The following is a 22222-nucleotide window of genomic DNA, read 5'->3' as shown; positions in this document are numbered from 1 at the left end:
GATGTTCAAACACTTGGAGGGTCCGTTTCCCGTTCCGGATGGCGATGCCGGCCAATGGCCTCGATGAATGCGTCTATGTCTTGGCCGGTAATGATGCCGGGATCAGGTTCACCATTGGGCAAGACTGCGCGGACGCCTTCGGCTTCAACCAGCGCTTTGGCATCGTCTGGAACCAAGATGGCCTTGCAGTGTCGGTATTGGTCCTTGATGAACTCTGCAGTGTGCCCGTCGAGTGAGAGAACCTTGATGCCGTCAGGGCCTTCGGGCAGTGCGAGTGCGTCGAACAGAAAGCCTGGCTCATTTTCCATGGATGCGTCGGCATCCAGGCGGACACCATCGGCTGTCTCGACGAGGCCAATCCGAGGCGCCACGAACCGGGCGGTGGCGCCTTGCATGCCCAGCGCGGCGTGCAGATCAAGCGCCGTTTGCCCCATGATCCCATCAGCCACCAGCAAGGCAATTTTTCGGCCTTTGACGGAGACGGCTCCTGGCCGGGTCATCAGTGAAAGTGCCGCTGAGTAGCGTACCTCCGGCTTGGTTTCAGTCTTAAGCGCCCGGGGCAAGGGGGGAGGGATCTTCTTCATACCCAATCCCTCAGCGACCTGCGCTGCAAGGGCTTCTGACGCATTGCGCAGAGATGCCACCATTCTTTCCCGGATGGCAGGCACCGTGACCTTGGACAGTTCAAAGCGGAATGCGGCAGCAATATGGTTTTGCTCTACTTTTGTCTGGCTTTCATAGAACAGGGCTGCCTGGGTATAGTGGTCAGCAAATTTTTCAGGTTTGGCCCGCACTTTTCCTTGTTCTTCCTTGGCCTGAATACGCGCGGGAACTGAGACAAAGCCCTGCGCGGCGCCGGCCTGGAACGGGCAACCCCCTGCCAGAGAATTGGGTTCATAGTTGACGCGACCACGGGGTATGGCTTGCCTATGCATTCCATCTCGTTGGTTGTTGTGTACGGGGGCGAGCGGAGCGTTGATAGGCAATTCATGGAAGTTGGGTCCTCCCAGGCGACTGATTTGCGTGTCCGCATACGAGTGAATACGCCCGGCCAATAAGGGGTCGTTGGAGAAGTCCAAACCTGGAATGACGTGCGCCGCACAGAAGGCAACCTGTTCTGTTTCCGCAAAGAAATTGTCGGGATTGCGGTTGAGCACCATTCGTCCCACTTTTCTAAGCGGCACGAGTTCCTCTGGCACGAGCTTGGTGGCGTCCAGTACATCGAAGCTGAAGGCGTCAGCTTCTTCTTCGGTGAAGACCTGAAGAGCCAGTTCCCATTCAGGAAACACACCGCCTTCTATGCGCTCCCATAGATCTCTGCGGTGGTAGTCTGGATCCGCACCCGAAATTTTGACGGCTTCATCCCATGCCAATGAATGCGTGCCGTAAATGGGGTTCCAATGGAACTTGATGAAGACGGATTCGCCAGCTTCATTCACCATACGGAACGTATGCACGCCAAACCCTTGCATGGTGGCATAGCTGCGTGGAATGGCTCGGTCCGACATCAACCACATCAGCATGTGAGTGGATTCCGGCATGAGTGAAACGAAGTCCCAGAAAGTGTCGTGTGCGCTGGCCGCTTGGGGCATTTGGTGGTGCGGTTCTGGTTTCACTGCGTGCACCAGGTCGGGAAACTTCATGGCGTCCTGAATGAAGAAGACAGGCATGTTGTTACCCACGAGGTCCCAGTTGCCTTCATCCGTATAGAACTTCACCGCGAAACCTCGCACATCGCGAGCGGTGTCCTTGGACCCGCGCTCTCCCTGGACGGTGGAAAATCGCACGAACACCGGGGTAATCTTTCCTGCTTCCGTAAATGGTGCGGCCCTGGTGATGTCCGTCAGTGGCTCATAGCATTCAAAGTAGCCATGCGCACCAGACCCACGAGCATGAACGATGCGCTCTGGAATGCGTTCATGATCAAAATGCGTGATCTTCTCGCGCAACACAAAATCTTCCAACAGCGCAGGACCTCTTAGGCCGTACTTCAAGGAGTTCTGGTTATCCGCTATAGGGACACCCTGATTGGTCGTGAGCATCTGACCGGAAGAATCGACACGCACACGGTCCAGTGATCCAATGGTGCTGTTCACGCCCTCGACGGCCACACTCCCTACTTTTTCATTTTTGTTCTCTTCAGACAAGGTACTGCCTGTAGACAACCGCGAAGGGGGTGACACAGTAGATCCTGGCGGTACCAGCAGGCCGTTGTCGAAGCCGTGTTCACTGGCCTTGGTCGGATTGAATGGCACGGCAGCGGCCATCTGATTGACCTGTTCGGCTTGGATGGCGAATACATCGTTTTCCGGCAATCCCTTTGCAGGACCACTATCGGTGCTGGTGGGGCGTCTACGTGCCTTCGCGCTATCTTTTGGGGCAGAGCTGCGGGACGTCGGTTTTTTTGCTGTAGCCATGGGGTCATCCTTTGAAAAGTGGGGTGCGTCTTGTTCTGATCGATTTAATTGAACCTATTTGCCTTGCTTGAACTAGCGTTCAACGAGTCTTTGGAGGCTCCGGTAGCCACCACTGTTCGATCAATTCAATGGGTATCACGGGGTGGCAAGGGCAAGACACGTGCCTGCACTTGCTCATCGATCCACAATTCATCTTCAGGATGCTTTAAGACATGACGTGTCAGTGTTCATAACCTGCTCATGTCAGATAAGGCTGCCGTGCCTTTCGCGGCTGACTCATGCTTGAAAGCTCAGAGACGGCATGAGTGGGATAGGTTTGCAGAAAAATTGGCTGCAAGGATGTACCTGAGCCTAGGAGCCTGTCGGACTTGGAGCGCCGAAAGCGAAAATGGACAGCCGCGGCCCATTGGCAGCCGGCGATTTCCAAGTCCGACAAGCTCCTAGTGCCCACAGGCATCAGAACGCGAAGGCATCGTTCAGGCAGGTGTCGTGTAGACGTCCACTCCGTTCTAGCCCATCACAAGTGAACACCTGTCTCTTAACGAACTGCGTTGGAGATTTTCTTTTGAATGCAAATGCTGCCGTCCGCTTCAAGGAATACGAAGCGCACTTCATCGCGCTCGCAATCTGCACCCCGCAGAGCCTTCTCAATATCGTTTTGCGATATGCGATGCTTCTTGCGAACGGATTCGAATATCTCACCGTCACGCCCCAAGAGAATAGCTTCGCCTTCGAGCAGCTTTTCTGCCACTCGATAGCGCGCAGTGAGTATGCCAATCAAGGTATTGACAGCGATAAGTACCGCGCACACGACAAGTCCGCCCCATAGAGATTGGTCTTTCCCCGTCATGGAAGGGCCTGCGGCTTCGCTGACCAACATGACAACCAGCAGATCAAAAGGCGTGAACTGACCGACGGTACGCTTCCCACTTAACCGCATCATGAACAGCAGCACCAGATAGACTGCCGCTGCTCGAACCATCAGTTCGACGATCGGTAGATCAAGATCCATCACGGTTGAGAAACTCGCTTGGTGTACCTCTAGGCCTGGCTGCGCGCACAGAACATTTGAACGCGCGCTCAAGATGGCGCAGGGCTTGCTGCTTGCGGTGCGGTGATTCAGCTGCCGTGCAGTCTCTTGGAGTCCAGACTTCGTAGCCTGACATGCGGGCGTCAGTGGCAGTGAGCATGACGCACATATCGGTTGCGAAGCCGACAATAACTATGCGCTTGGCTTTCATTCTCACCAGCAAGTGAAGCAAAGGCGTGGAATGAAAAGCCGAATGCTGCGGCTTCAGAATCACGAGGTCTTCTGCCTCCGGCGCCAGCAGTCGTGCTATTTCGCCGCGATTACCATCCAACCCCTTGCACGCCGCAAGGATATCGCTGAATTCACTGTGCCAGGTGCCGTAATTGTCATTGGCATAGATGGCAGGGACACCTCTAGCATGCAAGGCAGACTTCAACGTGGCTATGCGCGGCGCGGCTTTTGCTGCGCTTTTGACCAGATGCCTTGCATTAGGAAACTGCAGAGGATTGATGACGTCCACGAGCAGCAATACTTCAGAACACACCGGAACCGGTGTAGGTTTTAACCAAACGGGACGGGGCATCGATCAAAGCATGGAATCGCGTTGCTGTTCGGCTCGTGATGCACCGATCGCTGTCTCGACCTGTTTGACCTCTTCTGGAGGAGGTATCACTGCAGGCATTCCCAAGGCTTTAATCGCCAACTCACGACACCAACCTTGGGTGTGATAAAGATGGTGGTCCTCATCTTTTTCTACGCGGTTGTAGGCTTCCTTGAGAAATTTCTCCATGTCTCCAGTGGCTGCATCAGCCACCTTTCCAAGTAGCTCCCAATTGGAGTGGTCCTTGGTCTCCGCATGCACAACGCACTCGCATGCTACGAGCTGAGCTGAAGCCGCGTCGCCTACCGACTTGGCCAATTCCATCGCCTTGACCAAAGATGCACCGATGTGTCTGACCACCAATCTTGAAGGAGAGGTTTCGTTGGCGTTGATACCGAGCTGCTCGCACATGGTTCTAACGACGTTTTGATGGGCTTTCGTTTCCTTCAGGTAGCCTCGCCATTCCTCCTTCAAGTCCTTGTTGACCGCGCATGAAATGGCTGTCAAGTACACCTGTTCGCCCCCCAGTTCAGTTTCCATCATTTGAAGCAGTAAGTCCTTCAATTGCACTTCGTCGTAGCCTGGTTGACCCATGGTTGACTCCAATTTTTGTTACATATCTCCCATTTGGCGACAGATCGCCAGCGCAGTCGGGCAGGGATACGACTGCGCTGGTAGATCAAAGCGCTAACCGGCTGAGTTGCACACGTAGCGCGCTTGTACTTTGAGCTTCTTCAACGAGGGTTGAAGTAGGCGGGAATCCTACAAATGTGTAGGCAACAATTGAACGCCCTCTAAGACCTTAGAAGGGCCAGGGCAACTCTTCAGGAATTAGCGCGCATGCGCACGTCCCCGCCGGCAGGGAGACAGACTCGCACACACGCCAAGTGTTGCCACGCTCTCAGGAGCAAAGCCAGCGTCCCCGGGGCGAGCGCGGCTAAAGGGTGTCGCTATTGACACTATTGAGCCCCAGGGGCGGCTTAGAACACTTGGAGGGGAGTAGCGAAGCGCCTAGGCGCTTGATCGGGAACCATCGCGCACATCCAGAGATGAACGCCGATTGACTTCGACAATGCAGGTCACCTGACTACGTCAAGGTGAACCAAACTGCGACGCGGTGGGTGCTGCTGTTCTGGCGCTTCGGTAGCGGTTGATGGAAAGCAGAGCTTTTCCATCCGGCGTGAGACCGCATATCACCGCATACGGATTTGAATCCGTAGAGGCGTGTACGGTCCCTATGACCAGCCCCTGTCTTATCAGGGATGAGAACAAGGTAACGTGCTCATCACCGTGAAAGGTTAGGGTGTCTGGCGCGGAGGCAATAACCTCCAGGATCTTTATATCCATACTTGCTTTCGTTCTCCTCGCATTTGCTCAGAAATGACGGAAATTCAAAAGCGTGGTGCTAGGGCGCTTCGGACACGAAATTACATGCTACGCCTCTGGCTCAAAATAACTACCCTATGGTCAGGTATTGTGTGAGACGAGGTAACGCGTGCTGGAGCTGTATAAATGGCGCAGAAACGATTTAAATCATTTGATGAATCGGGCATGGGAAAGCTTCATCAGCAATTTCAATTCTGATACCCATGAAGAGTGTTGTTGAAACGGAACTCGATAAGCGCCTTGGATTATCTGATGAAGGCATGTGCCCGTGCCGTACATGAAGCGGACAAGTGATCGGCTCGCTTAGTCGGATATCGCACTGCATGTCGCATTTCGTTTAGCCGGCATGTGCTCGTATCAGACGCTGTTGACGTCGATGTCGAAAGGACCGCTCAAGAATTCCGATAGAACCCTTATTTTATTTACGATGCGTAAAAGCTTCTAGCGCGATTCCATTGTCATTTTTAAAGTTAGCTCCTGGATACCGAAGAGGTGACAAGGATGGCATTGGTAAATATGTTCGTGCGCAATTGCTGGTACGTTGCAGCGTGGAGTCACGAAGTCGCTGGGCAGCTCTTTAGCAGAACCTTGCTTGGCGAACCGATTTGTTTCTTCCGCGATTCAGTTGGTAAGGTGGTCGCGCTTGCAGATCGGTGCGCTCACCGGGGCGCTCCCTTATCCAAGGGACGGATCGAGGGCGATTCGGTCAGATGTATGTACCACGGCATGAAGTTCGCCAGCAATGGCCAGTGCCAGGAAATACCGGGTCAGGATCGCATACCCCCGCAAGCCTGTGTTCAGAGCTACCCGGTCATTGAGCGCGACAGCTGGATTTGGATATGGATGGGCGTCCCGGCAAAAGCAGATGCCGCGCAGATTCCCCCCACTTGGTCCCTGGGGAGCCCCGAGTGGCCCTATAAACCTGGTTACTACCGCTATGCAGCGCCCCACATGCTCATATGCGACAACCTCCTGGACTTCTCGCACCTCGGCTATGTGCACCCCACCACGCTGGGAGGAACTGAGAACATTGCACAAAGGCGGCCAACGGTCACCCGTGGTGATGCTGTAGTTCGTGTGGAACGATGGCTGACGAACGAGGTTCCTGCGCCTTTTCATACAAAAGTGGCCAGTTTTTCAGGCCTGGTGGACCGGTGGCACTTCTACGATTTTCATGTTCCAGGTCTTCTCGTGATGCATTCGGGTGTCCAGGCGACCGGCACCGGCGCACCTGAGGGAAATATCAAGAATGCTTTGGAATTTAGAAGCTGCCAGGCAGTGACGCCTGAATCTGAGAGCAGCTCTCACTACTTCTTCGCAGTGCCTCGAAATTTTGCGATAGCTGACCAATCCATCACTGACAGGCTTTTTCAGGACGTTGTGGATGCCTTTGAAGAGGACAAGGTGATGATCGAAGCCCAGGCCCGGAATCTCGAACGGGCCGGGAAATGGACCATGGCGGCCATAGTTGCCGACGCAGCCTTGAGTCAATTTCGCTGGTTGATGAGTCAGGCATTGCAAAAGGATGCGATGACTGAGGCAACGGCCCGTTCTTGAACTGAGCCGGGCTTGCTTGACTAGAGATAGAACTTCATGGATGGCTTGGTGCAAAGAGAGTGTCTGAGCCAAAGGAGACAAACAATGACATTTCTAAGGAACGTTTGGTATGTGGCGATGTGGTCAGAGAACCTCCGCCAAGAAAGCATGGAACACCGCGTTCTCCTTGAAGAGCCGGTGGTTTTTTTCCGCAATGAAGAAGGCCAGCCCGTAGCACTTTTCGACCGCTGTCCTCATCGCCTCGTGCCCTTGCACATGGGAAAACTGTGTGCGGGTGGACGAATCGAATGCGGCTACCATGGACTGCAGTTCGATCAAACGGGGCAATGCGTCCATAACCCGCATCGCAGCGGTCGTATTCCCTCGCAAGCGAAGGTCAAGAGCTACCCCTTGGTTGAAAAGCACTCCCTGATCTGGATATGGATGGGAGACAAGCCAGCGGATAAGTCCTTGATTCCCGACTTCCATGTGCTCGATGCAGGCAGCCCCCTGCCGGTGAGCAAGCGAGACTGCATCAAGATGGAAGTGGGGTTCGGCCTGATCATCAACAACCTCCTGGATTTGAGCCACGCCGCGTTCCTGCATAAAGGGATTCTTGGTAACGAACATACTGCGGCGGCCGAGATCGGTGTGGAAGAGCGAGGCGACACCATTTATGTGCGTCGGGAAAACAAGAACGTTCCTCCTCCCACGCTGTTCGATATGCTTTTTCAGCGCAACGGTGCCTCCGTGGACTTGTGGAATGAGATCCGCTGTGACGCGCCAGGCAACTTTCTTAACGACGTTTCTGTACGTTCTCCTAACGCTCCTCGGGAAAGTGGCACCGGGATTTTCGGCACTCACTTTCTGACGCCGGAAACCAGGACCAGCACGTACTACCACTTTGCTGCGGCTCGGCAAAATCCGCTGCCCTTTCCATCAGGGCAAGAGGCACAGATTCAACAGACTCTTGCGGAACTTCGCCGCTATGCATTCGAGCAGCAGGACGAACCCATGATGCTGGCGCAGCAGAGGGAGATTCAACGTGCTGGCGGAGAAGAGGCAGTCAAGCCGATGTTGCTCGAAATTGATGCCGGCCCGGTTCGGTATCAACGTGTGTTTGAGCGCCTCAAGGCCCGGGACTGCGCCAATTGATTTTCGACCTTCCTTCCACGACAAAAAGGAGACCGCGATGAAACAAACATGCCTCAAGTATGGGGTTCAGCTTATCCTGGGCTTGACCCTCTCGGCCACCGCCACTTTGGTTTTTTCACAGGTAAAAATTGGCATCACAGTATCTGAGACCGGCCCCGCAGCTTCTCTGGGAATCGTGGAGAAGCGAACTCTCCAACTTCTACCCGATACGCTGGGAGGACAGAAGGTCGAGTACATCATTCTCGATGATGCCTCAGACACTACAGCTGCCGTGCGCAATGCCCGAAGGCTGACCAGCGAAAATAAGGTGGATGCCCTGATCGGCTCGACAACCACTCCGAACAGCCTGGCTATGCTCGACGTGGCTGCGGAATTCGGTACGCCGATGATCGCGATGGGCGCAGGTGCAGCGATAGTGGAACCCATGGATGTGCGCAGGCGTTGGGCCTTCAAGGCTGTACACAACGATGGAATGATGGTTGACGCCATTGTGGAGCACATGGTCAAAAAAGGCGTCAAGACCGTTGGCTACATTGGATTTGCCGATGCCACTGGGGAAGGCTACTGGATCCGGCTGAAATCTCAGGCCGAAGCCAACGGATTGAAGATTGTGGCGAATGAACGTTATGGCCGAGGCGACAACAGTGTGACGGCGCAGACTCTGAAGATCGTCAGCGCCAATCCAGATGCCGTCTTGATTGCTGCATCGGGTTCGCCCGCTGCTCTTCCGCAGGTCAGTCTGAAAGAGCGCGGCTATAAAGGCGTGGTGTATCAAACTCACGGTGTTGCCAACAATGACTTCCTTCGTGTTGCCGGAGCCAGCGCGGAAGGTACCTATCTTCCGGTTGGGCCACTTCTGGTCGCCGATCAGTTGCCTGCCGATAGCGAGGTCGGAAAGATTGGCAGAGACGTGATCAAGCGCTACGAACAGAAGCACGGTGAAGGCAGCCGTACGACCTTCATTTCGAACGCGTACGACCCTTATCTCTTGCTGGATTCGGCGGTTCGAGTCGCAGCCAAGAAAGCCAAAGCAGGCACGCCGGAGTTCCGTTCTGCTCTTCGAGACGCATTGGAAAGCACCAAGGAGTTCGCTGGAACCCAGGGGTACTACAACATGACGGCCACTGATCACGTTGGTCTTGACAAGCGGTCACGCTACATCGTCCGGATCGAGGGCGGGAAGTGGAAATTGGCTCCCTAGTTTCATCATGTCGACTGAACCCGAGGCTTCACTCAAGGCAGCGTCATCATGACCATGGCTGAGACACTGCAAGTTCAGGTTAAGTCGGTCAGCCATGAAGCGGACGGGATTCTTCTATTTGAGTTTCGTCCTGTCCCACCATTGATGCAACTTCCCGTGTTCAGCGCTGGCGCTCATATCGACCTTCAACTGCCAAACGGACTTATCCGAAGTTATTCGCTGATCAGCATGCCGGGCGGCGTTCATCATTACGTGATTGGCGTGAATAAGGACCCTCATAGCCGCGGCGGCTCTCTCTACGTACACGAGAGGATGCGACCCGGCGATGTCATCACCATCAGCCACCCCAGAAACAATTTCCCCCTTGAGGAGGACGCCGATCATTCTGTACTGGTGGCAGGGGGAATAGGAATAACCCCGCTGTGGAGCATGATTCAACGGCTGGAGACGCTGGGGCGGTCGTGGGAGTTGTACTACGCCGCCCGATCCCGGCGAAATGCAGCCTTTCTTCAGGAGCTTCGGCTGCTCTCGGATGTCCACCCAGCAAAGGTTCACTTGAGCTTTAGTGAAGAACCGGGCGGGGCCATGCTTGACTTGGTAAAAATCGTCGCCGTCGCACCGTCTGCAGCGCACCTCTATTGCTGCGGCCCGGTGCCAATGATTGAAGCTTTCGAAAAAGCTGCGGCAGGAAGGCCTCCCGCAAGAGTCCACACCGAATTCTTCGCTGCTCGTGAGAAACCTGACATGGCCGGAGGATTCACAGTGGAGCTGGCTCGATCAGGCATGATCGTCTCTGTTGCTACGGGTAAGACGATTCTCGATGCTCTACTGGACGCTGGCGTTAACGCGCCATATTCATGCCAGGAAGGTATTTGCGGGACATGCCAGGTGAATGTTCTCGGCGGCATTCCGGATCACAGAGATCTGGTGCTGAGTGAGGCAGAGAGGGCAGACAACAAGACCATGCTGATCTGTTGCTCGGGCTCGAAGTCAGATAGGTTGGTTATTGATCTCTGAGCGGGAAGCACGTCTGGCATCATTACTGGAAAATGTCCAAGATCCGCCGTTCAGGAGAGCAAAGCTTGGCTGCTGCCGAGCCTCAGCAAAGAGGCGTAGCCGCGGTGGAGAGCGCGGCCGCCATTCTTGACGTGTTGCACAAGGCTCAGGTGCCCCTTGGCGTGACGTCTATAGCGAAAGCGAGTGGGTTCGCACCGGCGCGCGTGCATCACTATCTGGTGAGCCTCTTGAAGACGGGACTCGTGCACAAGGAGGAAGACCCAGTTCGTTACGGCTTGGGACCGTTTGCTATTCGCCTGGGTCTGACGGCTGTAGATCGGCTTGAGATCCAGCACTTCAGCGCGCCTTTTCTTCATGAACTCAGTACTGAGACGGGCGAGGCTTCGTTCTTCAGCATCTGGTCGCCGGCTGGGCCCGTCATTGTGCGTTGGGAGCAAGGCTTGCGGCCTCTTACGGTCTTCGCTCGCCTTGGAACAGTCATGCCCCTTCTGCGGTCCGCTACCGGCCAGGTCTATTGCGCCTGGGGCCCGGGGGTCGCTGTTGCTGAGGCGGTGGAAAGGGCATTGCTCCAACTTCCGCCCAGCGAGCGGGCGGCTGAGAGGGCTGCGTGCAAGGTGCGGACTGAGGAAGCTCGTCGCATGGCGTGCGGAACCACCCGTGGCAGCATGCTGGCAGAGGTAAGCGCCGTGGCTGCGCCTGTTTTTGATCGCGACGGCCACCTTGCCGGTGTTATGACCGTGCTCGGCCTACTTCAAGGATTTGACGCTTCACCGAAAGGCAAGATGGCCAAAGCCGTTCGCAGAGTGAGCCGCCAGCTTTCTGAAAAGCTGGGCTACTCCGATGGCGACGAGTGAATGAGGGGTTCTAAGTGCCCGTTCGCTGCTGCCTGAGTTCGCTTCCGTCGTCGCTTTTCAGTGTTCTGAACGACAGGGCGGACCATGCACTCAACAGCGCAACGCCAACGAACACAATGGCAAAGTCGCTGGCCTGCAAGCCCTCTGTCGCGGGGTGGCGTATGTGGCCGGAGAAAGTTACAGCCCATGCCCCTATCACCACGCCTAGCGCAATGGCAAGTTGCTGGGTCATGGATGCCATGGCCGTCGCATGCGATGCGCGCGCACGAGGTACATCGGAATAGGCCACGGTATTGAGCGTCACCATGACCATGGAGGTCGCCAATCCACCCAGAAATAGCAAACCGCAGATCAACCATACCGGTGTACTGGCGGCGAACAGCCCATAGCTCGCGATCAGGCATGCCATGATCAGCGAGGCTGCGATAAGAAGTGTTCGAAACCCAAAGCGCCCAATCACGTACGTCAGCACAGCCCGGGTAGTGAGGCTACCTAAGGCGATGCACATGGTGATGAGGCCTGATTTCAAGGGGGACATGCCCAGGCCAATCTGAAACAGCAACGGCAGCAGGAATGGCACGGCGCCAATGACTGCTATTCGGACCGGCAAGCCTCCCAGAACAGACACTCGAAAAATTGGAAACCGTAATACCGAGAAGTCCAGAATTGGATTGGAGTGGCGACGGCAATGAATGACATAGAGGCACAAGGCAACGGTGCCCACTACGATCATTGCGGCCACCAGTGCGGGCGGCAGCAGGTGCTTGCCAGAAAGCTCCAGGCCACCCAGCAGGCCTAGAAGCGCGGTGCCGAGCATGGCGAGGCCCAGGAAATCCATGCTGCCCGCAGATTCAGGCGCAAGCTTTTCGTCCGCGTCAATGAACATCATCGCAAGAACAACGCCCAGAATCCCGAATGGGATGTTCACGAGAAAAATCCAGTGCCAGGACGCAACGGTGACGATGGCACCTCCAAAGAACGGTCCCATCATGCGCCCGATAGCTCCTGGTATGGTGAACCAGACCATCGCGCTCACCATTCGGTCCGGGGGGATGCAACGCAAAAGGATGCTCCGGCCCACCGGCACCATCATGGATCCTCCGGCTCCCTGCAGCAAGCGAAACACTATGAGCTGCGCAAGCGTTTGAGCCATACCGCAAAGTGCCGAACCAATAGAAAAGACAATGACTGCCGCGCAAAATACTCGGCGCGCGCCGAAGCGATTCGAAAGCCAGGCGCTCGCGGGCAGAAAAATGGCGAGACTGATGACATAGGACGCGATAGCCAGATTGAGGTCCAGCACTGGTACCTGCATCGATTCCGCGATGGAAGGGAGCGCGGTGGCCATCACTGAGGTGTCCAGGTTCTGGAGGAACAAGGGACAGGCCACGATCAGCGGAACGATGCGATAACGGATGGCGTCGGAATTCACTTCGGTCAGCGGATTTGTCGGCAATTGAAGCGCGTCAATCTTGCGAGTCTGCTAATGGAGACTGATGATAGAGCTTATACCTCAACTGCTCGCATGGGGCCTGCGGCGGGTGGTGGAGACAGTTTGTTATGATGGCTGTATAAAACATCAGTTCTCGGGTGTTTCCTTGTCCGGGCCAACGCTCCCTCCGCACCGCTTCTATTACCTGCGCAATTTCCAGCAAGCTTTGAGCTGGATAGGTGAGCGCTATGAAGACGTTCTTGACGAGCAGGAACAACTGTTCCTTGCCCGGTTTGCAGAACTGGACCAGCCCTCTCAAGCCCTTATCGTGCGTTTGTTAATGCGCCGGGGCCCGTGGTTCCTGGCGTCCAAGCTTGCCTATGAGGAAATACCGGACGTCCACCTGGCTGCGCAACCGTTGCTGGCGATGGGCTGGTTGGATGCACGCAGCGCCATGGGCTTGGATGAGCTGTTTTCGTTGCATACCAAGCCCGAACTGAGGCGGATCTTTGGCGACCTCGGGGTGCGTGCGGACGTGCGCAAGTCTGACATCCTCAAAGCACTGCAAGCCGTACATGGGACGCCCCGGACCTACACCGAGTGGAACCCTCACGCCGACGATGCCGCATGGCGCGTCACAGTGGGGGAGCTATGCGAGCGATTTCGGCTGATGTTTTTTGGCAATCTTTATCAGGACTGGTCCGAGTTTGTGCTGGCAGATCTGGGGGTGTTTCGCTACGAAACGGTGGTTTTCGATAAATCCTCCAGGGCGTTCCAATGCAGAAGCGATGTAGATCACTACCTCTTCCTGCATGCCTGTCGAGAGGCTCTTGTGGACGCTGAAGAATTGGACGAGTTGCTTGCGGCCGTAGCGGCCCGTCCCAGCGAGAACCCCTGGATAGAGAAGCGTCGCGCCAAGCTTTTGCTTCGCATTGGTCAATCGTGCGAGCGGGCGCAGGATTGGACACGCGCCGAACAGGCCTACGCCTTGTGCGACTACCCTGGTGCCCGCCACAGACGCATGCGAATGTATGAACGCATGGGCCGGTATGAAGATGCTATGGCCTGTGCCCTGGCGTCTCAAGCTGCACCCGAAAGCGACGAAGAGAGCCAGCGGGTAGCGCGCATGCTGCCTCGTCTGCAGCGCGCTCTGGGCCGGGGGCCTGATGGCAGGGCCAGCAGTCTGCGATCTGCCATTGCACATTTGCGCATGGATATTGAGCTTGATTGTCCGGCTGAACCGACCTCTGTCGAATATGTATTGCGTGGCCACTGGCATTGTGAAGATGCCCCTGTTTTTTATGTAGAGAACGCGCTGATCAACTCGCTTTTTGGCCTGCTTTGCTGGCCTGCCATATTTGCGCCTTTGCCGGGCGCGTTTTTCCATCCGTTCCAAAGCGGCCCGGCAGATATCGACTCTCCGGATTTCGTTCAGCGCCGTGAAAGCCTGTTCAATGCCTGCCTGACCCAACTCGACGACGGCACTTATCGGGAGGTGATTCAAGAGCGTTATGAAGACAAGCGCGGCCTTCAATCTCCATTTGTCTTTTGGGGTGCCTTGAGTGAGTCCCTGTTAACGCTAGCGATGGATTGCATTCCGGCCGAGCACTTGAAATTGTTCTTTCAGCGCTTGTTGCTGAATGTGGCGAGCAACCGTTCTGGTTTTCCAGACTTGGTACGCTTTTGGCCGGCGGAGCGCCGCTATGAACTGGTTGAAGTCAAAGCGCCAGGGGACAGGCTGCAGGACAACCAGATTCGCTGGTTGCACTACTGCGCCGGGCATGGCTTGCCGGTGCGGGTCTGCCATGTTCTCTGGCGTATGCCCGTTGAGGACCTGGCGTGAGCTACACCGTGGCGGTTCGGGCGCTGTGCGAATTCACTGCCAAGGCGGGCGATCTGGACTTGCGCTACACGCCTGCGCCCAGTGCGATGGAAGGCATCGCCGGTCACGTCCTCGTTCAGTCTCGCCGCCACAAGGAGTACGAGACCGAGGTCAGGTTGTCTGGCCAATACCAAGATCTGCAGGTGCGGGGGCGCGCCGATGGATTTGATCCTCAGCTTGTGCAACTGGAGGAGATCAAGACCTATCGCGGCAAGATCGAGGGTATTCGTGAGCACCATCGCGCTCTTCATCTTGCGCAGGCCAAGGTCTACGGGCATTTGTTGTGCGTGGAACGGGGATTGACTCAGCTGCGTGTGGCGCTTGTTTACCTGAACGTGGGTACAGGAGAAGAAACTGTATTCAGTGAGATGCTGGAGTCTTCGGACTTGCAGACCTTCTTTGATGATCAGTGCGCGCGCTTTCTGTCATGGGCTCATAGTGAGGCTGCCCACCGTGAGCAACGTGACACCGCTCTGACGGCGCTGCGTTTTCCCATGGAGCGCTTTAGAACCGGTCAGAGGGAACTGGCTGTTGCGGTGTACCGTTCGGCGCGCGCTGACACTTCGGGTCAATGCCTGATGGCTCAGGCGTCCACGGGCATCGGCAAGACGCTGGGCACCATCTTTCCCATGCTTAAGGCGGCACCCGCAAAAAATGAAGTGAAGGGGCTGGACAAACTGTTTTTCCTCACAGCCAAGGGAACTGGCCATGCACTGGCGTTGGATGCTTTGAAGACTGTGAATGCCCAGCTCGAGGGGCAAGCCTCACCTTGCCGCTTACGGGTACTTGATGTGCAGGCGCGCGATAAGGTGTGTGAGTATCCGGAGAGCGCGTGCCACGGAGATTCCTGCCCGCTGGCCAAGGGGTTTTATGACCGGCTTCCGGCAGCGCGGACAGCGGCTCTTGCACAAACGCAGCCGTGGGACGCGCAGAGCGTGCGCGTGGTGGCATTGGAGCAGCAGATCTGCCCCTACTACCTGGCCCAGGAGCTGGTGCGCTGGAGCGATGTGGTGGTGGCCGATTACCACTATTTCTATGACACATCAGCCATGCTTTATGCGCTGACGCAAGCGGAGCAGTGGAAAGTTGGGGTGCTGGTGGATGAGGCTCACAACTTGCTGGAGCGGGCGCGACGCATGTACACGGCTGAGCTGTCGCAGTTCGCATTGGCCGACGCGCGCAAGGCGGTGGGGGTCGAGCCATCGTCCAAGCCGGTGCGCGACGCGTTAGATCGTTTGCATCGCGTATGGCATGCCATGAACAATTCCCAGGAAGAGGAGTTCAAGGCCTATGACACCGTACCGTCTGCCCTGCTGGGCGCCCTGCAGCGCACAGTAAGCGCCATAACTGACGCGCAGTCGGACGCGCCGATGATGCCTGGCGATCTGGTTCTGGGCTTTTACTGGGAAGCCCAGCATTTTTTGACGCTGGCAGAGGAAATGGGCAAGCATGCGTTGTTCGATCTGAGTCACTCGGGACATACCGCCGCGTCAGATCGTGCCCGCACGCCTTTTTCAACCTTGTGCATTCGCAACGTCATCCCGGCGCCGTATCTTGAGACACGCCATGCGGCCGCTCAGGCGAGCGTCCTGTTCTCGGGCACGCTCAGTCCGTCAGACTTTTACAGGGACACTTTGGGCTTGCCGGAAGAGACTCCTTGGATCGAGGTCGAGTCCCCATTCAAAGCCGAACAACTGAGCGTTCGTGCGACCACCCACATTTCCACGCGCTACCGCGACAGGGAACGCTCTCTGCAACCTATCGCGGATCTGGTGGCCGAGCAGTACGTGCGCCAGCCTGGCAATTACCTGTGCTTCTTCAGTAGCTTTGACTACCTGCAGAAGGTGGCAGAAAGTGTGAGGTTGGCGCATCCTGAATTGCCTATCTGGCTTCAGACGCCTTCCATGGACGAGGCCAGTCGCGTCGCTTTCCTTTCGAAGTTCACGGAACAGGGACGTGGCGTAGGTTTTGCCGTCTTGGGCGGTGCCTTCTCAGAGGGGGTCGATCTTCCTGGCGAGCGTTTGATTGGTGCCTTCGTAGCTACCCTGGGCTTGCCGCAGATCAATCCTGTCAACGAGCAGATGAAGGGCGTGATGGAGCGCTACTTTGGACAAGGTAAGGGCTACGACTACACCTACCTTTATCCGGGCCTGCGCAAGGTAGTGCAGGCGGCCGGGCGGGTGATTCGCAGCGAAGAAGACCGAGGGGTGGTGTTCTTGATTGATGATCGCTACCGGCGGCGAGAGGTGAGGGCCTTGCTTCCAGGATGGTGGAAGGTGGGCACTTAAGATCGTTGCGGTCTATCGCTTCGAAAGCTCCCCGTACAGCCAGCTCACGGTCACAAAGTTGTCAGCCTGCTGGCCCGAACCGTGGCATGCTTTCATTTTTAACGAGGGATGTGTAGAGATGACTATAAAGCGTAGAGCCTGCATAGCGGGCGCTTTCGAGCACCCCACCCGCAAGGCGCCGGACAAGACCGTTGCACAACTTCATTTTGAGAGCGCGGTCGGTGCATTGGCCGATGCCGGCCTGAAACTATCGGACGTAGACGGCTACTTCTGCGCGGGGGACGCACCAGGCCTGGGTCCCATGAACATGGCTGAATATATGGGCTTGAAGCCCCGCCATTTCGATGCTACGGACGTTGGTGGCTCTTCCTACCTGGCTCATGTGTCCCATGCCACCCAGGCCATCATGGCTGGGAAATGCGATATTGCCCTCATCACGCTGGCGGGCCGTCCGCGTTCTGAGGCTTCAAGCGGACTGCAGCCGCGCAGCTACGGCGCCAACCTGCCCGATGTGCCGTTTGAGGCACCCTATGCCAGTGTGACGGTGAACAACTACGCCTTGGTCGCCGCGCGCCACATGTATGAGTTTGGCACCACGGCAGAGCAGTTGGCGTGGGTCAAGGTCGCGGCATCGCATCATGCGCAGCACAACCCTAACGCCATGTTGCGCGATGTCGTGACGGTGGAAGACGTGGTCAATTCGCCCATGGTGTCTGACCCGCTTCACCGGCTGGATTGCTGCGTGGTGTCTGATGGTGGCGGTGCCATCGTGGTGGTTCGGCCAGAGATTGCACGCTCACTCAATCGCCCCATCGTGAACGTATTGGGGGCCGGGGAAGCACTTAAAAATACGAACGGCGGCAGGCACGATCTTTCATTTTCTGCGGCTGCGCGCTCTGGCGCTACCTGCTTTGCGGAGGCTGGCGTGAAGCCGTCCGACATTCAATACGCTTCCATCTACGACAGCTTCACCATCACAGTGATCATGCAACTCGAGGATCTGGGTTTTTGCAAGAAGGGCGAGGGCGGGAAGTTTGTGGCTGACGGCAATTTGATTTCGGGCGTGGGCAAGCTCCCCTTCAACACAGATGGTGGTGGGCTGTGCAACAACCACCCCGCCAACCGCGGTGGCATCACCAAGATCATTGAGGCTGTTCGCCAACTCCGCGGCGAAGCTCACCCGGCAGTGCAAGTCAAGAACTGCGCCCTGGCGCTCGCGCAAGGCACTGGCGGTTCCCTGGGTTCCCGGCACGCAAGCGCCACACTCATTCTCGAAAGGCAGTGACATGGCTACCCCCTATCAAGACCGAAAAATTGCGGCCCCAGTTGTGTATCCGGACAACAAGCCGTTTTGGGACGCTGCGGATGAGGGGCGCTTCCTGGTCAAGCACTGCACCGCCTGCAACCAGCCCCATTGGTACCCCAGACCTCTGTGCCCCTTCTGCGGCAGCGACAAAACCGAGTTTCGCGATTCCGCCGGAACTGGCACGATTTACTCACTGAGCGTGACGCGCAAAGCAGGACCCATTGCCTATGCGATTGCTTACGTCACCTTGGATGAGGGCGTCACCATGATGAGCAACATCGTGGATTGCGATCTTGATTCGATCAGCATCGGCGACAAGGTGCGGGTGGTGTTCAAGCCCAGCGATGGTGGGCCCGCGGTACCTATGTTCACCCCTGTCTGAGGTCCCTTCACTGGCCACCTATTGACGGACCTGTTACTGAAAGCGAAGGCAGTTCGCTGGGACCGCCGAGCGCCTGCTCGGCATTCCCAGGGGGCTGGCCCTACTGAATCGATCAGGCTTGCAGGCGCAGAGGCTCCTGGCCCATCGCGGCCACGCCGCGCACCACATCACCAATCACCATCACGGAGGGGCTGGCAAGCCCCTCACGCGCGATGGTGGCGTGCAGATCACCGAGCGTTGTGACGGCATGGCGTTGCTGTGGCAAGCTGGCATTCTGGATGATGACCGCTGGCGTAGAGGCCGGCAGGCCGTGCATTAAGTCGGCCTGAATGCGCTCTGCACCGCTCACGCCCATGTAGATGACCAACGTGAGCTTGGCATCCCGCGCGGTCTGAGCGATCTGATGCCAATCGGTGCTGTCTCTTCCGGGCTTTGAATGGCCTGTCAGGAATATCACTCCGTGCGCGTGGTCACGGTGGGTGAGTGGTGCATCCAATGCAGTAATGCCCGCCAGCCCTGCGGTAATGCCGTTGATCACCTGAACCTTGACTCCTGCCGCTCGCAGGTGCTCCACCTCTTCACCACCGCGGCCGAATATGAACGGATCTCCGCCTTTGAGGCGCACCACGTGTTCGCCTTCCTGAACCGCCTGCAACATCAGTTTTTCAATGAAAGCCTGGGGTGTGCTCTTGCATCCGCCACGCTTGCCCACATAGACCACTCGAGTAGTCGGTGCCGCATAAGCCACGATGGCATCGCTCACCAGATCGTCGACGAAGAGCACGGTGGCTGATTGAATGGCCTTGAGCGCCTTCAGCGTCAGAAGTTCTGGATCGCCGGGGCCGGCGCCCACCAAAGTGCAGGTTCCTGATGCGTTGGTCATGATGTGTGTCGGGCAGAGGTCTTTAATCGTGGAAGGTTTGATACGCTCAATGGCTATATTGTTGCGCGTTCTTTAGAGCTTTTAGTTATAAGTTGCTTTACGGCAGGAAGGCACGATCCGCAGTTGGTCCCGCAACGCAGTTGGGCCTGCAGTTGCTGGAGACGGGCGCTGTCATCGCCTTCGATGTGCACGAGTGCAGCTTCTATAGCTGGTTCGTCGACGTTGAAACACGTGCAGACTTGCTTGCCACGCGCAGGAACGTCAGCAGGGGGCTGGTTGCCGGGCATCAGCAGGTAGCGTCCATGCGTTTGTGCAGGCAGGCTTTCCTTGAGCAGTGTCGTGAGCCACGAGCCGGCGCGCGCGTCGCCTGCCAGCAGAAGGGCCTCTACCGTAGTGCCTTGTGCCTGCCGCGCAAGACGCAGGGCGCGGCTCTGTTGTCGGCGCTTGTCGGCGTAGCGAAGCACATCCGGACCCGTGAGGCCAAGCAATGCTTCGATGCGCTTTACCAGGCTCTCATCGGGAGCTTCATAAGAGGCGGCACGGAGCAACACGCCATGGCGTGCATGAGCGGCGCCAGCCAATGGCATTTGGCTGGAAAACGGTACGCAGGAGGCGAAGTCGAACTCAGACATCAATGCCGCCAGGGCCTCGCGCGTGGCCTGTGCGTCCGGCAACCATGCCACGCCCAGCAGAGTCCAGGGGAGCTCAGCCTTCAGCACTTTGACGGCCGTGTGTTTGAACTCAGGCTGCTTGGACAGCGGGCAGAAGGCGGGATTGGTGAGCGTGTTGACACCGGCCAGGCGCTCGCCGGTGGAAGACTTGCCAGAAAGGTATTCGCCGCCCCAGTGCAGGGCCATGAACAGCTGCGAGAGAGCCAGGCTGTCATCGGCTTGCACAGGGGCGATGATGGTTCCGCGCGGACTGGTGATGTGAACAAGATCGCCCTCGCCAAGTGCGCGGCGCGCCATGTCCTGCGGATGCATTTGCAGGCAAGGCTCCGGCACATGGCCAAACAGGCGACCCAATTGCCCTGTGCGGCTCATACCGTGCCACTGATCACGCAGCCGGCCCGTGTTCAAGCTGAAAGGGAAACGGGCGGTGCGGGGCTCCGCAACCGGTTGCCAGGTCAAGGCACTGAAGCGCGCACGGCCATCGGGCGTGGGGAACTGGCCATCTTCGTACAGCCGCGCCTTGCCTTGCTGCGCACCCTCTTTGAGTGGCCATTGCTGAGGACCGTTGTCCTCCAGCATGGTCCAAGAGAGACCGGTGATGTCCAGATCGCGCCCGCGTGTGCTTTCGCGGTGCTCATTCCAGATATCTTGCGCCTTGGCGTAGGGGAACAAGGTGGGCTGGCCAGGGCGCAGCAGTGGCTCCAGGCACTGTGCGAACTGCGTGGCGATCTGCCAGTCATGGCGGGTGTTGCCAGGGGGCGGGACCGCCGGGCGTACACGCGAGATACGGCGTTCGCTGTTGGTCACGGTGCCCTCCTTTTCTCCCCAGGTTGTGGCCGGAAGCAGCAGGTCTGCGAACGCGCAGGTGGCTGTGGTGGCAAAAGCTTCCTGCACCACAACGTACTCGGCTCGCTCCAGCGCGCGCCGCACGGTGGACTGGTTGGGCAGGCTTTGAGCTGGGTTGGTGCATGCAATCCACAGGGCTTTGATTTCACCATCCGCTGCTGCCTGGAACATTTCTATGGCGGTCTTGCCGGGCTGAGCCGGCACGGATTCCACGCCCCACAACGCGGCAACCTCTGCTCGATGCGCTGGGTTGCTCAGATCGCGGTGCGCCGAGAGCAGATTGGCCAGACCTCCGACCTCCCGCCCACCCATCGCATTGGGCTGGCCTGTGAGTGAAAAGGGGCCCGCTCCCGGCTTGCCTATCTGGCCTGTGGCGAGGTGTAGATTAATCAGCGCGGCGTTCTTGGCCGTCCCGTTGACGCTCTGATTCAGTCCTTGGCAATACAGGCTGAGGGTGGGGCCTGACTGTGCAAACCATTGCGCGGCCTGGCGGATGTCCTCCTTGCGCAGGCCGCAGATTTGGGCGGTGTGCTCGGGCGTGGCCTCGCGCACCAGAGTCTTGAGTTCTGCAAACCCTGTGGTGTGCCGCTCGATATAGTCGGCGTCTATCCACCCTTCCCACAGCATGGTGTGCAGCATGCCGTGGAAAAGCATCGTGTCCGTGCCGGGCTGAAGGGGGAGGAACAAGTCCGCCATTTCTGCGGTGTCCGTGCGACGGGGATCTGCCACGATCACCTTCATGGCGGGGTTGGCTGCACGAGCCTCTTCTATGCGGCGAAACAGGACCGGGTGGGCCCATGCGGCATTGCTGCCCACGAAGAACAGGCAGTTGGCGTGGTTGACATCGTCGTAGCAAGCGGGGGGCGCATCGGCACCGAGTGTGAGCTTGTAGCCTGCTACTGCGCTGCTCATGCAAAGGCGCGAGTTGGTGTCGATGTTATTGGTGCCTATCAAGCCCTTGGCGAGTTTGTTGAAGACGTAGTAGTCCTCAGTGAGCAATTGGCCACTCACGTAAAAGCCCACCGCGTCTGGCCCGTGCTGACCGATGATGCTGGCGAAACGCTCGGCGGCCGTGCCGAGCGCGCTGTCCCAGCTCAGGCCTTCGGGTGCAGCGTCCCGCCGCTGGCGTTGCAGCGGGTGCATCAGTCTGGTTTGTTCGGCAACTGACTGTGTGGCTGTCAGGTGCAGCGTGCTTCCCTTGGAGCACAGCTTTCCGAAGTTTGCAGGATGGTCGGGGTCTCCACGAACGCCGGTGATCTGCGCGCCTTCTGTCTGGATGAGCACGCCGCAGCCGACGCCGCAGTAAGGACAGGTGGATCGCGTTTCTGCCATGGC

General features: G+C 57.4%; 16 protein-coding genes. 9 read left to right on the top strand and 7 right to left on the bottom strand.

The features are described 5' to 3' along the window. Positions 1-5: 5 nt before the first annotated feature. The 4 genes from ABIE13_RS05065 to ABIE13_RS05050 form a co-directional block, all read right to left on the bottom strand. Entirely contained in the window at positions 6-2417 is a 2412-nt protein-coding gene (locus tag ABIE13_RS05065) for a catalase (protein WP_354441731.1), read from the bottom strand. A gap of 538 nt (positions 2418-2955) precedes the next feature. After that, positions 2956-3432: a DUF421 domain-containing protein gene (locus tag ABIE13_RS05060; protein WP_354441729.1), complete on the bottom strand. Its 477-nt coding sequence runs from the start codon at positions 3430-3432 to the stop codon at positions 2956-2958. After that, positions 3419-4030: a cysteine hydrolase family protein gene (locus tag ABIE13_RS05055; protein WP_354441727.1), complete on the bottom strand. Its 612-nt coding sequence runs from the start codon at positions 4028-4030 to the stop codon at positions 3419-3421. Before ABIE13_RS05055 ends, ABIE13_RS05060 begins: the two co-directional genes overlap by 14 nt. A gap of 3 nt (positions 4031-4033) precedes the next feature. Further along, positions 4034-4642 (bottom strand): hypothetical protein, encoded by a 609-nt coding sequence (locus ABIE13_RS05050; protein ID WP_354441726.1) that lies wholly within the window; start codon positions 4640-4642, stop codon positions 4034-4036. Between the two features lie 1293 nt (positions 4643-5935). Between ABIE13_RS05050 and ABIE13_RS05045 the strand changes: the two genes are divergently transcribed. The 5 genes from ABIE13_RS05045 to ABIE13_RS05025 all read left to right on the top strand — a co-directional run bounded on the left by ABIE13_RS05045 (position 5936) and on the right by ABIE13_RS05025 (position 11197). Beyond that, on the top strand, positions 5936-6991 hold the full coding sequence (locus ABIE13_RS05045) for an aromatic ring-hydroxylating dioxygenase subunit alpha (RefSeq protein WP_354441724.1): 1056 nt from the start codon (positions 5936-5938) through the stop codon (positions 6989-6991). Positions 6992-7075: 84 nt separating this feature from the next. After that, a complete protein-coding gene (locus ABIE13_RS05040; RefSeq protein ID WP_354441723.1) occupies positions 7076-8125 on the top strand; it encodes an aromatic ring-hydroxylating dioxygenase subunit alpha in 1050 nt (349 codons plus the stop codon). Between the two features lie 37 nt (positions 8126-8162). Further along, the gene (locus ABIE13_RS05035) at positions 8163-9326 is read left to right on the top strand and encodes an ABC transporter substrate-binding protein (protein ID WP_354441721.1); all 1164 of its coding nucleotides are present in this window, start codon (positions 8163-8165) and stop codon (positions 9324-9326) included. A gap of 48 nt (positions 9327-9374) precedes the next feature. Further along, positions 9375-10343 (top strand): PDR/VanB family oxidoreductase, encoded by a 969-nt coding sequence (locus ABIE13_RS05030; protein ID WP_354441719.1) that lies wholly within the window; start codon positions 9375-9377, stop codon positions 10341-10343. Positions 10344-10375: 32 nt separating this feature from the next. Next, positions 10376-11197 (top strand): IclR family transcriptional regulator, encoded by an 822-nt coding sequence (locus tag ABIE13_RS05025; protein ID WP_354441717.1) that lies wholly within the window; start codon positions 10376-10378, stop codon positions 11195-11197. A 10-nt stretch (positions 11198-11207) separates the two neighbouring features. Here the strand turns inward: ABIE13_RS05025 and ABIE13_RS05020 are convergent, their stop codons facing one another. Continuing rightward, complete coding sequence (locus ABIE13_RS05020) at positions 11208-12629, bottom strand: MFS transporter (RefSeq protein ID WP_354441716.1); 1422 nt, start codon at positions 12627-12629, stop codon at positions 11208-11210. A gap of 166 nt (positions 12630-12795) precedes the next feature. On the opposite strand from ABIE13_RS05020, the gene ABIE13_RS05015 reads away from it, so the two are divergent. From ABIE13_RS05015 to ABIE13_RS05000, 4 genes are all read left to right on the top strand, one after another. Next, positions 12796-14472 carry a VRR-NUC domain-containing protein gene (locus ABIE13_RS05015; RefSeq protein WP_354441715.1) on the top strand — a complete coding sequence of 559 codons (1677 nt, stop codon included), beginning with the start codon at positions 12796-12798 and terminating at the stop codon, positions 14470-14472. Then, entirely contained in the window at positions 14469-16799 is a 2331-nt protein-coding gene (locus tag ABIE13_RS05010) for a helicase C-terminal domain-containing protein (protein ID WP_354441714.1), read from the top strand. Before ABIE13_RS05015 ends, ABIE13_RS05010 begins: the two co-directional genes overlap by 4 nt. A gap of 118 nt (positions 16800-16917) precedes the next feature. Next, on the top strand, positions 16918-18084 hold the full coding sequence (locus ABIE13_RS05005; RefSeq protein WP_354441712.1) for a thiolase domain-containing protein: 1167 nt from the start codon (positions 16918-16920) through the stop codon (positions 18082-18084). A gap of 1 nt (position 18085) precedes the next feature. Then, complete coding sequence (locus tag ABIE13_RS05000; RefSeq protein ID WP_354441711.1) at positions 18086-18487, top strand: Zn-ribbon domain-containing OB-fold protein; 402 nt, start codon at positions 18086-18088, stop codon at positions 18485-18487. A gap of 112 nt (positions 18488-18599) precedes the next feature. Here the strand turns inward: ABIE13_RS05000 and cobA are convergent, their stop codons facing one another. Next, positions 18600-19370, bottom strand: coding sequence for a uroporphyrinogen-III C-methyltransferase (gene cobA / locus ABIE13_RS04995; protein ID WP_354441710.1), 771 nt, complete (start codon positions 19368-19370; stop codon positions 18600-18602). Positions 19371-19423: 53 nt separating this feature from the next. Continuing rightward, positions 19424-22219 (bottom strand): nitrate reductase, encoded by a 2796-nt coding sequence (locus tag ABIE13_RS04990; RefSeq protein ID WP_354441708.1) that lies wholly within the window; start codon positions 22217-22219, stop codon positions 19424-19426. Positions 22220-22222: the final 3 nt, after the last annotated feature.

Origin of the sequence: Ottowia thiooxydans (assembly GCF_040548795.1) — a bacterium.
GTDB classification, from domain to species: domain Bacteria; phylum Pseudomonadota; class Gammaproteobacteria; order Burkholderiales; family Burkholderiaceae_C; genus Ottowia; species Ottowia thiooxydans_A.
Note: the sequence above shows the minus strand (reverse complement) of the source record. Positions and strands in the feature narration are given on the sequence as shown.

What these genes read in the sequence shown, in the direction of transcription:
- ABIE13_RS05065 (WP_354441731.1), bottom strand. Translation starts at nt 2,417, where the DNA reads ATGGCTACAGCAAAAAAACCGACGTCCCGCAGCTCTGCCCCAAAAGAT.
- ABIE13_RS05055 (WP_354441727.1), bottom strand. Translation starts at nt 4,030, where the DNA reads ATGCCCCGTCCCGTTTGGTTAAAACCTACACCGGTTCCGGTGTGTTCT.
- ABIE13_RS05050 (WP_354441726.1), bottom strand. Translation starts at nt 4,642, where the DNA reads ATGGGTCAACCAGGCTACGACGAAGTGCAATTGAAGGACTTACTGCTT.
- ABIE13_RS05045 (WP_354441724.1), top strand. Translation starts at nt 5,936, where the DNA reads ATGGCATTGGTAAATATGTTCGTGCGCAATTGCTGGTACGTTGCAGCG.
- ABIE13_RS05040 (WP_354441723.1), top strand. Translation starts at nt 7,076, where the DNA reads ATGACATTTCTAAGGAACGTTTGGTATGTGGCGATGTGGTCAGAGAAC.
- ABIE13_RS05035 (WP_354441721.1), top strand. Translation starts at nt 8,163, where the DNA reads ATGAAACAAACATGCCTCAAGTATGGGGTTCAGCTTATCCTGGGCTTG.
- ABIE13_RS05030 (WP_354441719.1), top strand. Translation starts at nt 9,375, where the DNA reads ATGACCATGGCTGAGACACTGCAAGTTCAGGTTAAGTCGGTCAGCCAT.
- ABIE13_RS05025 (WP_354441717.1), top strand. Translation starts at nt 10,376, where the DNA reads ATGTCCAAGATCCGCCGTTCAGGAGAGCAAAGCTTGGCTGCTGCCGAG.
- ABIE13_RS05005 (WP_354441712.1), top strand. Translation starts at nt 16,918, where the DNA reads ATGACTATAAAGCGTAGAGCCTGCATAGCGGGCGCTTTCGAGCACCCC.
- ABIE13_RS05000 (WP_354441711.1), top strand. Translation starts at nt 18,086, where the DNA reads ATGGCTACCCCCTATCAAGACCGAAAAATTGCGGCCCCAGTTGTGTAT.
- cobA (WP_354441710.1), bottom strand. Translation starts at nt 19,370, where the DNA reads ATGACCAACGCATCAGGAACCTGCACTTTGGTGGGCGCCGGCCCCGGC.
- ABIE13_RS04990 (WP_354441708.1), bottom strand. Translation starts at nt 22,219, where the DNA reads ATGGCAGAAACGCGATCCACCTGTCCTTACTGCGGCGTCGGCTGCGGC.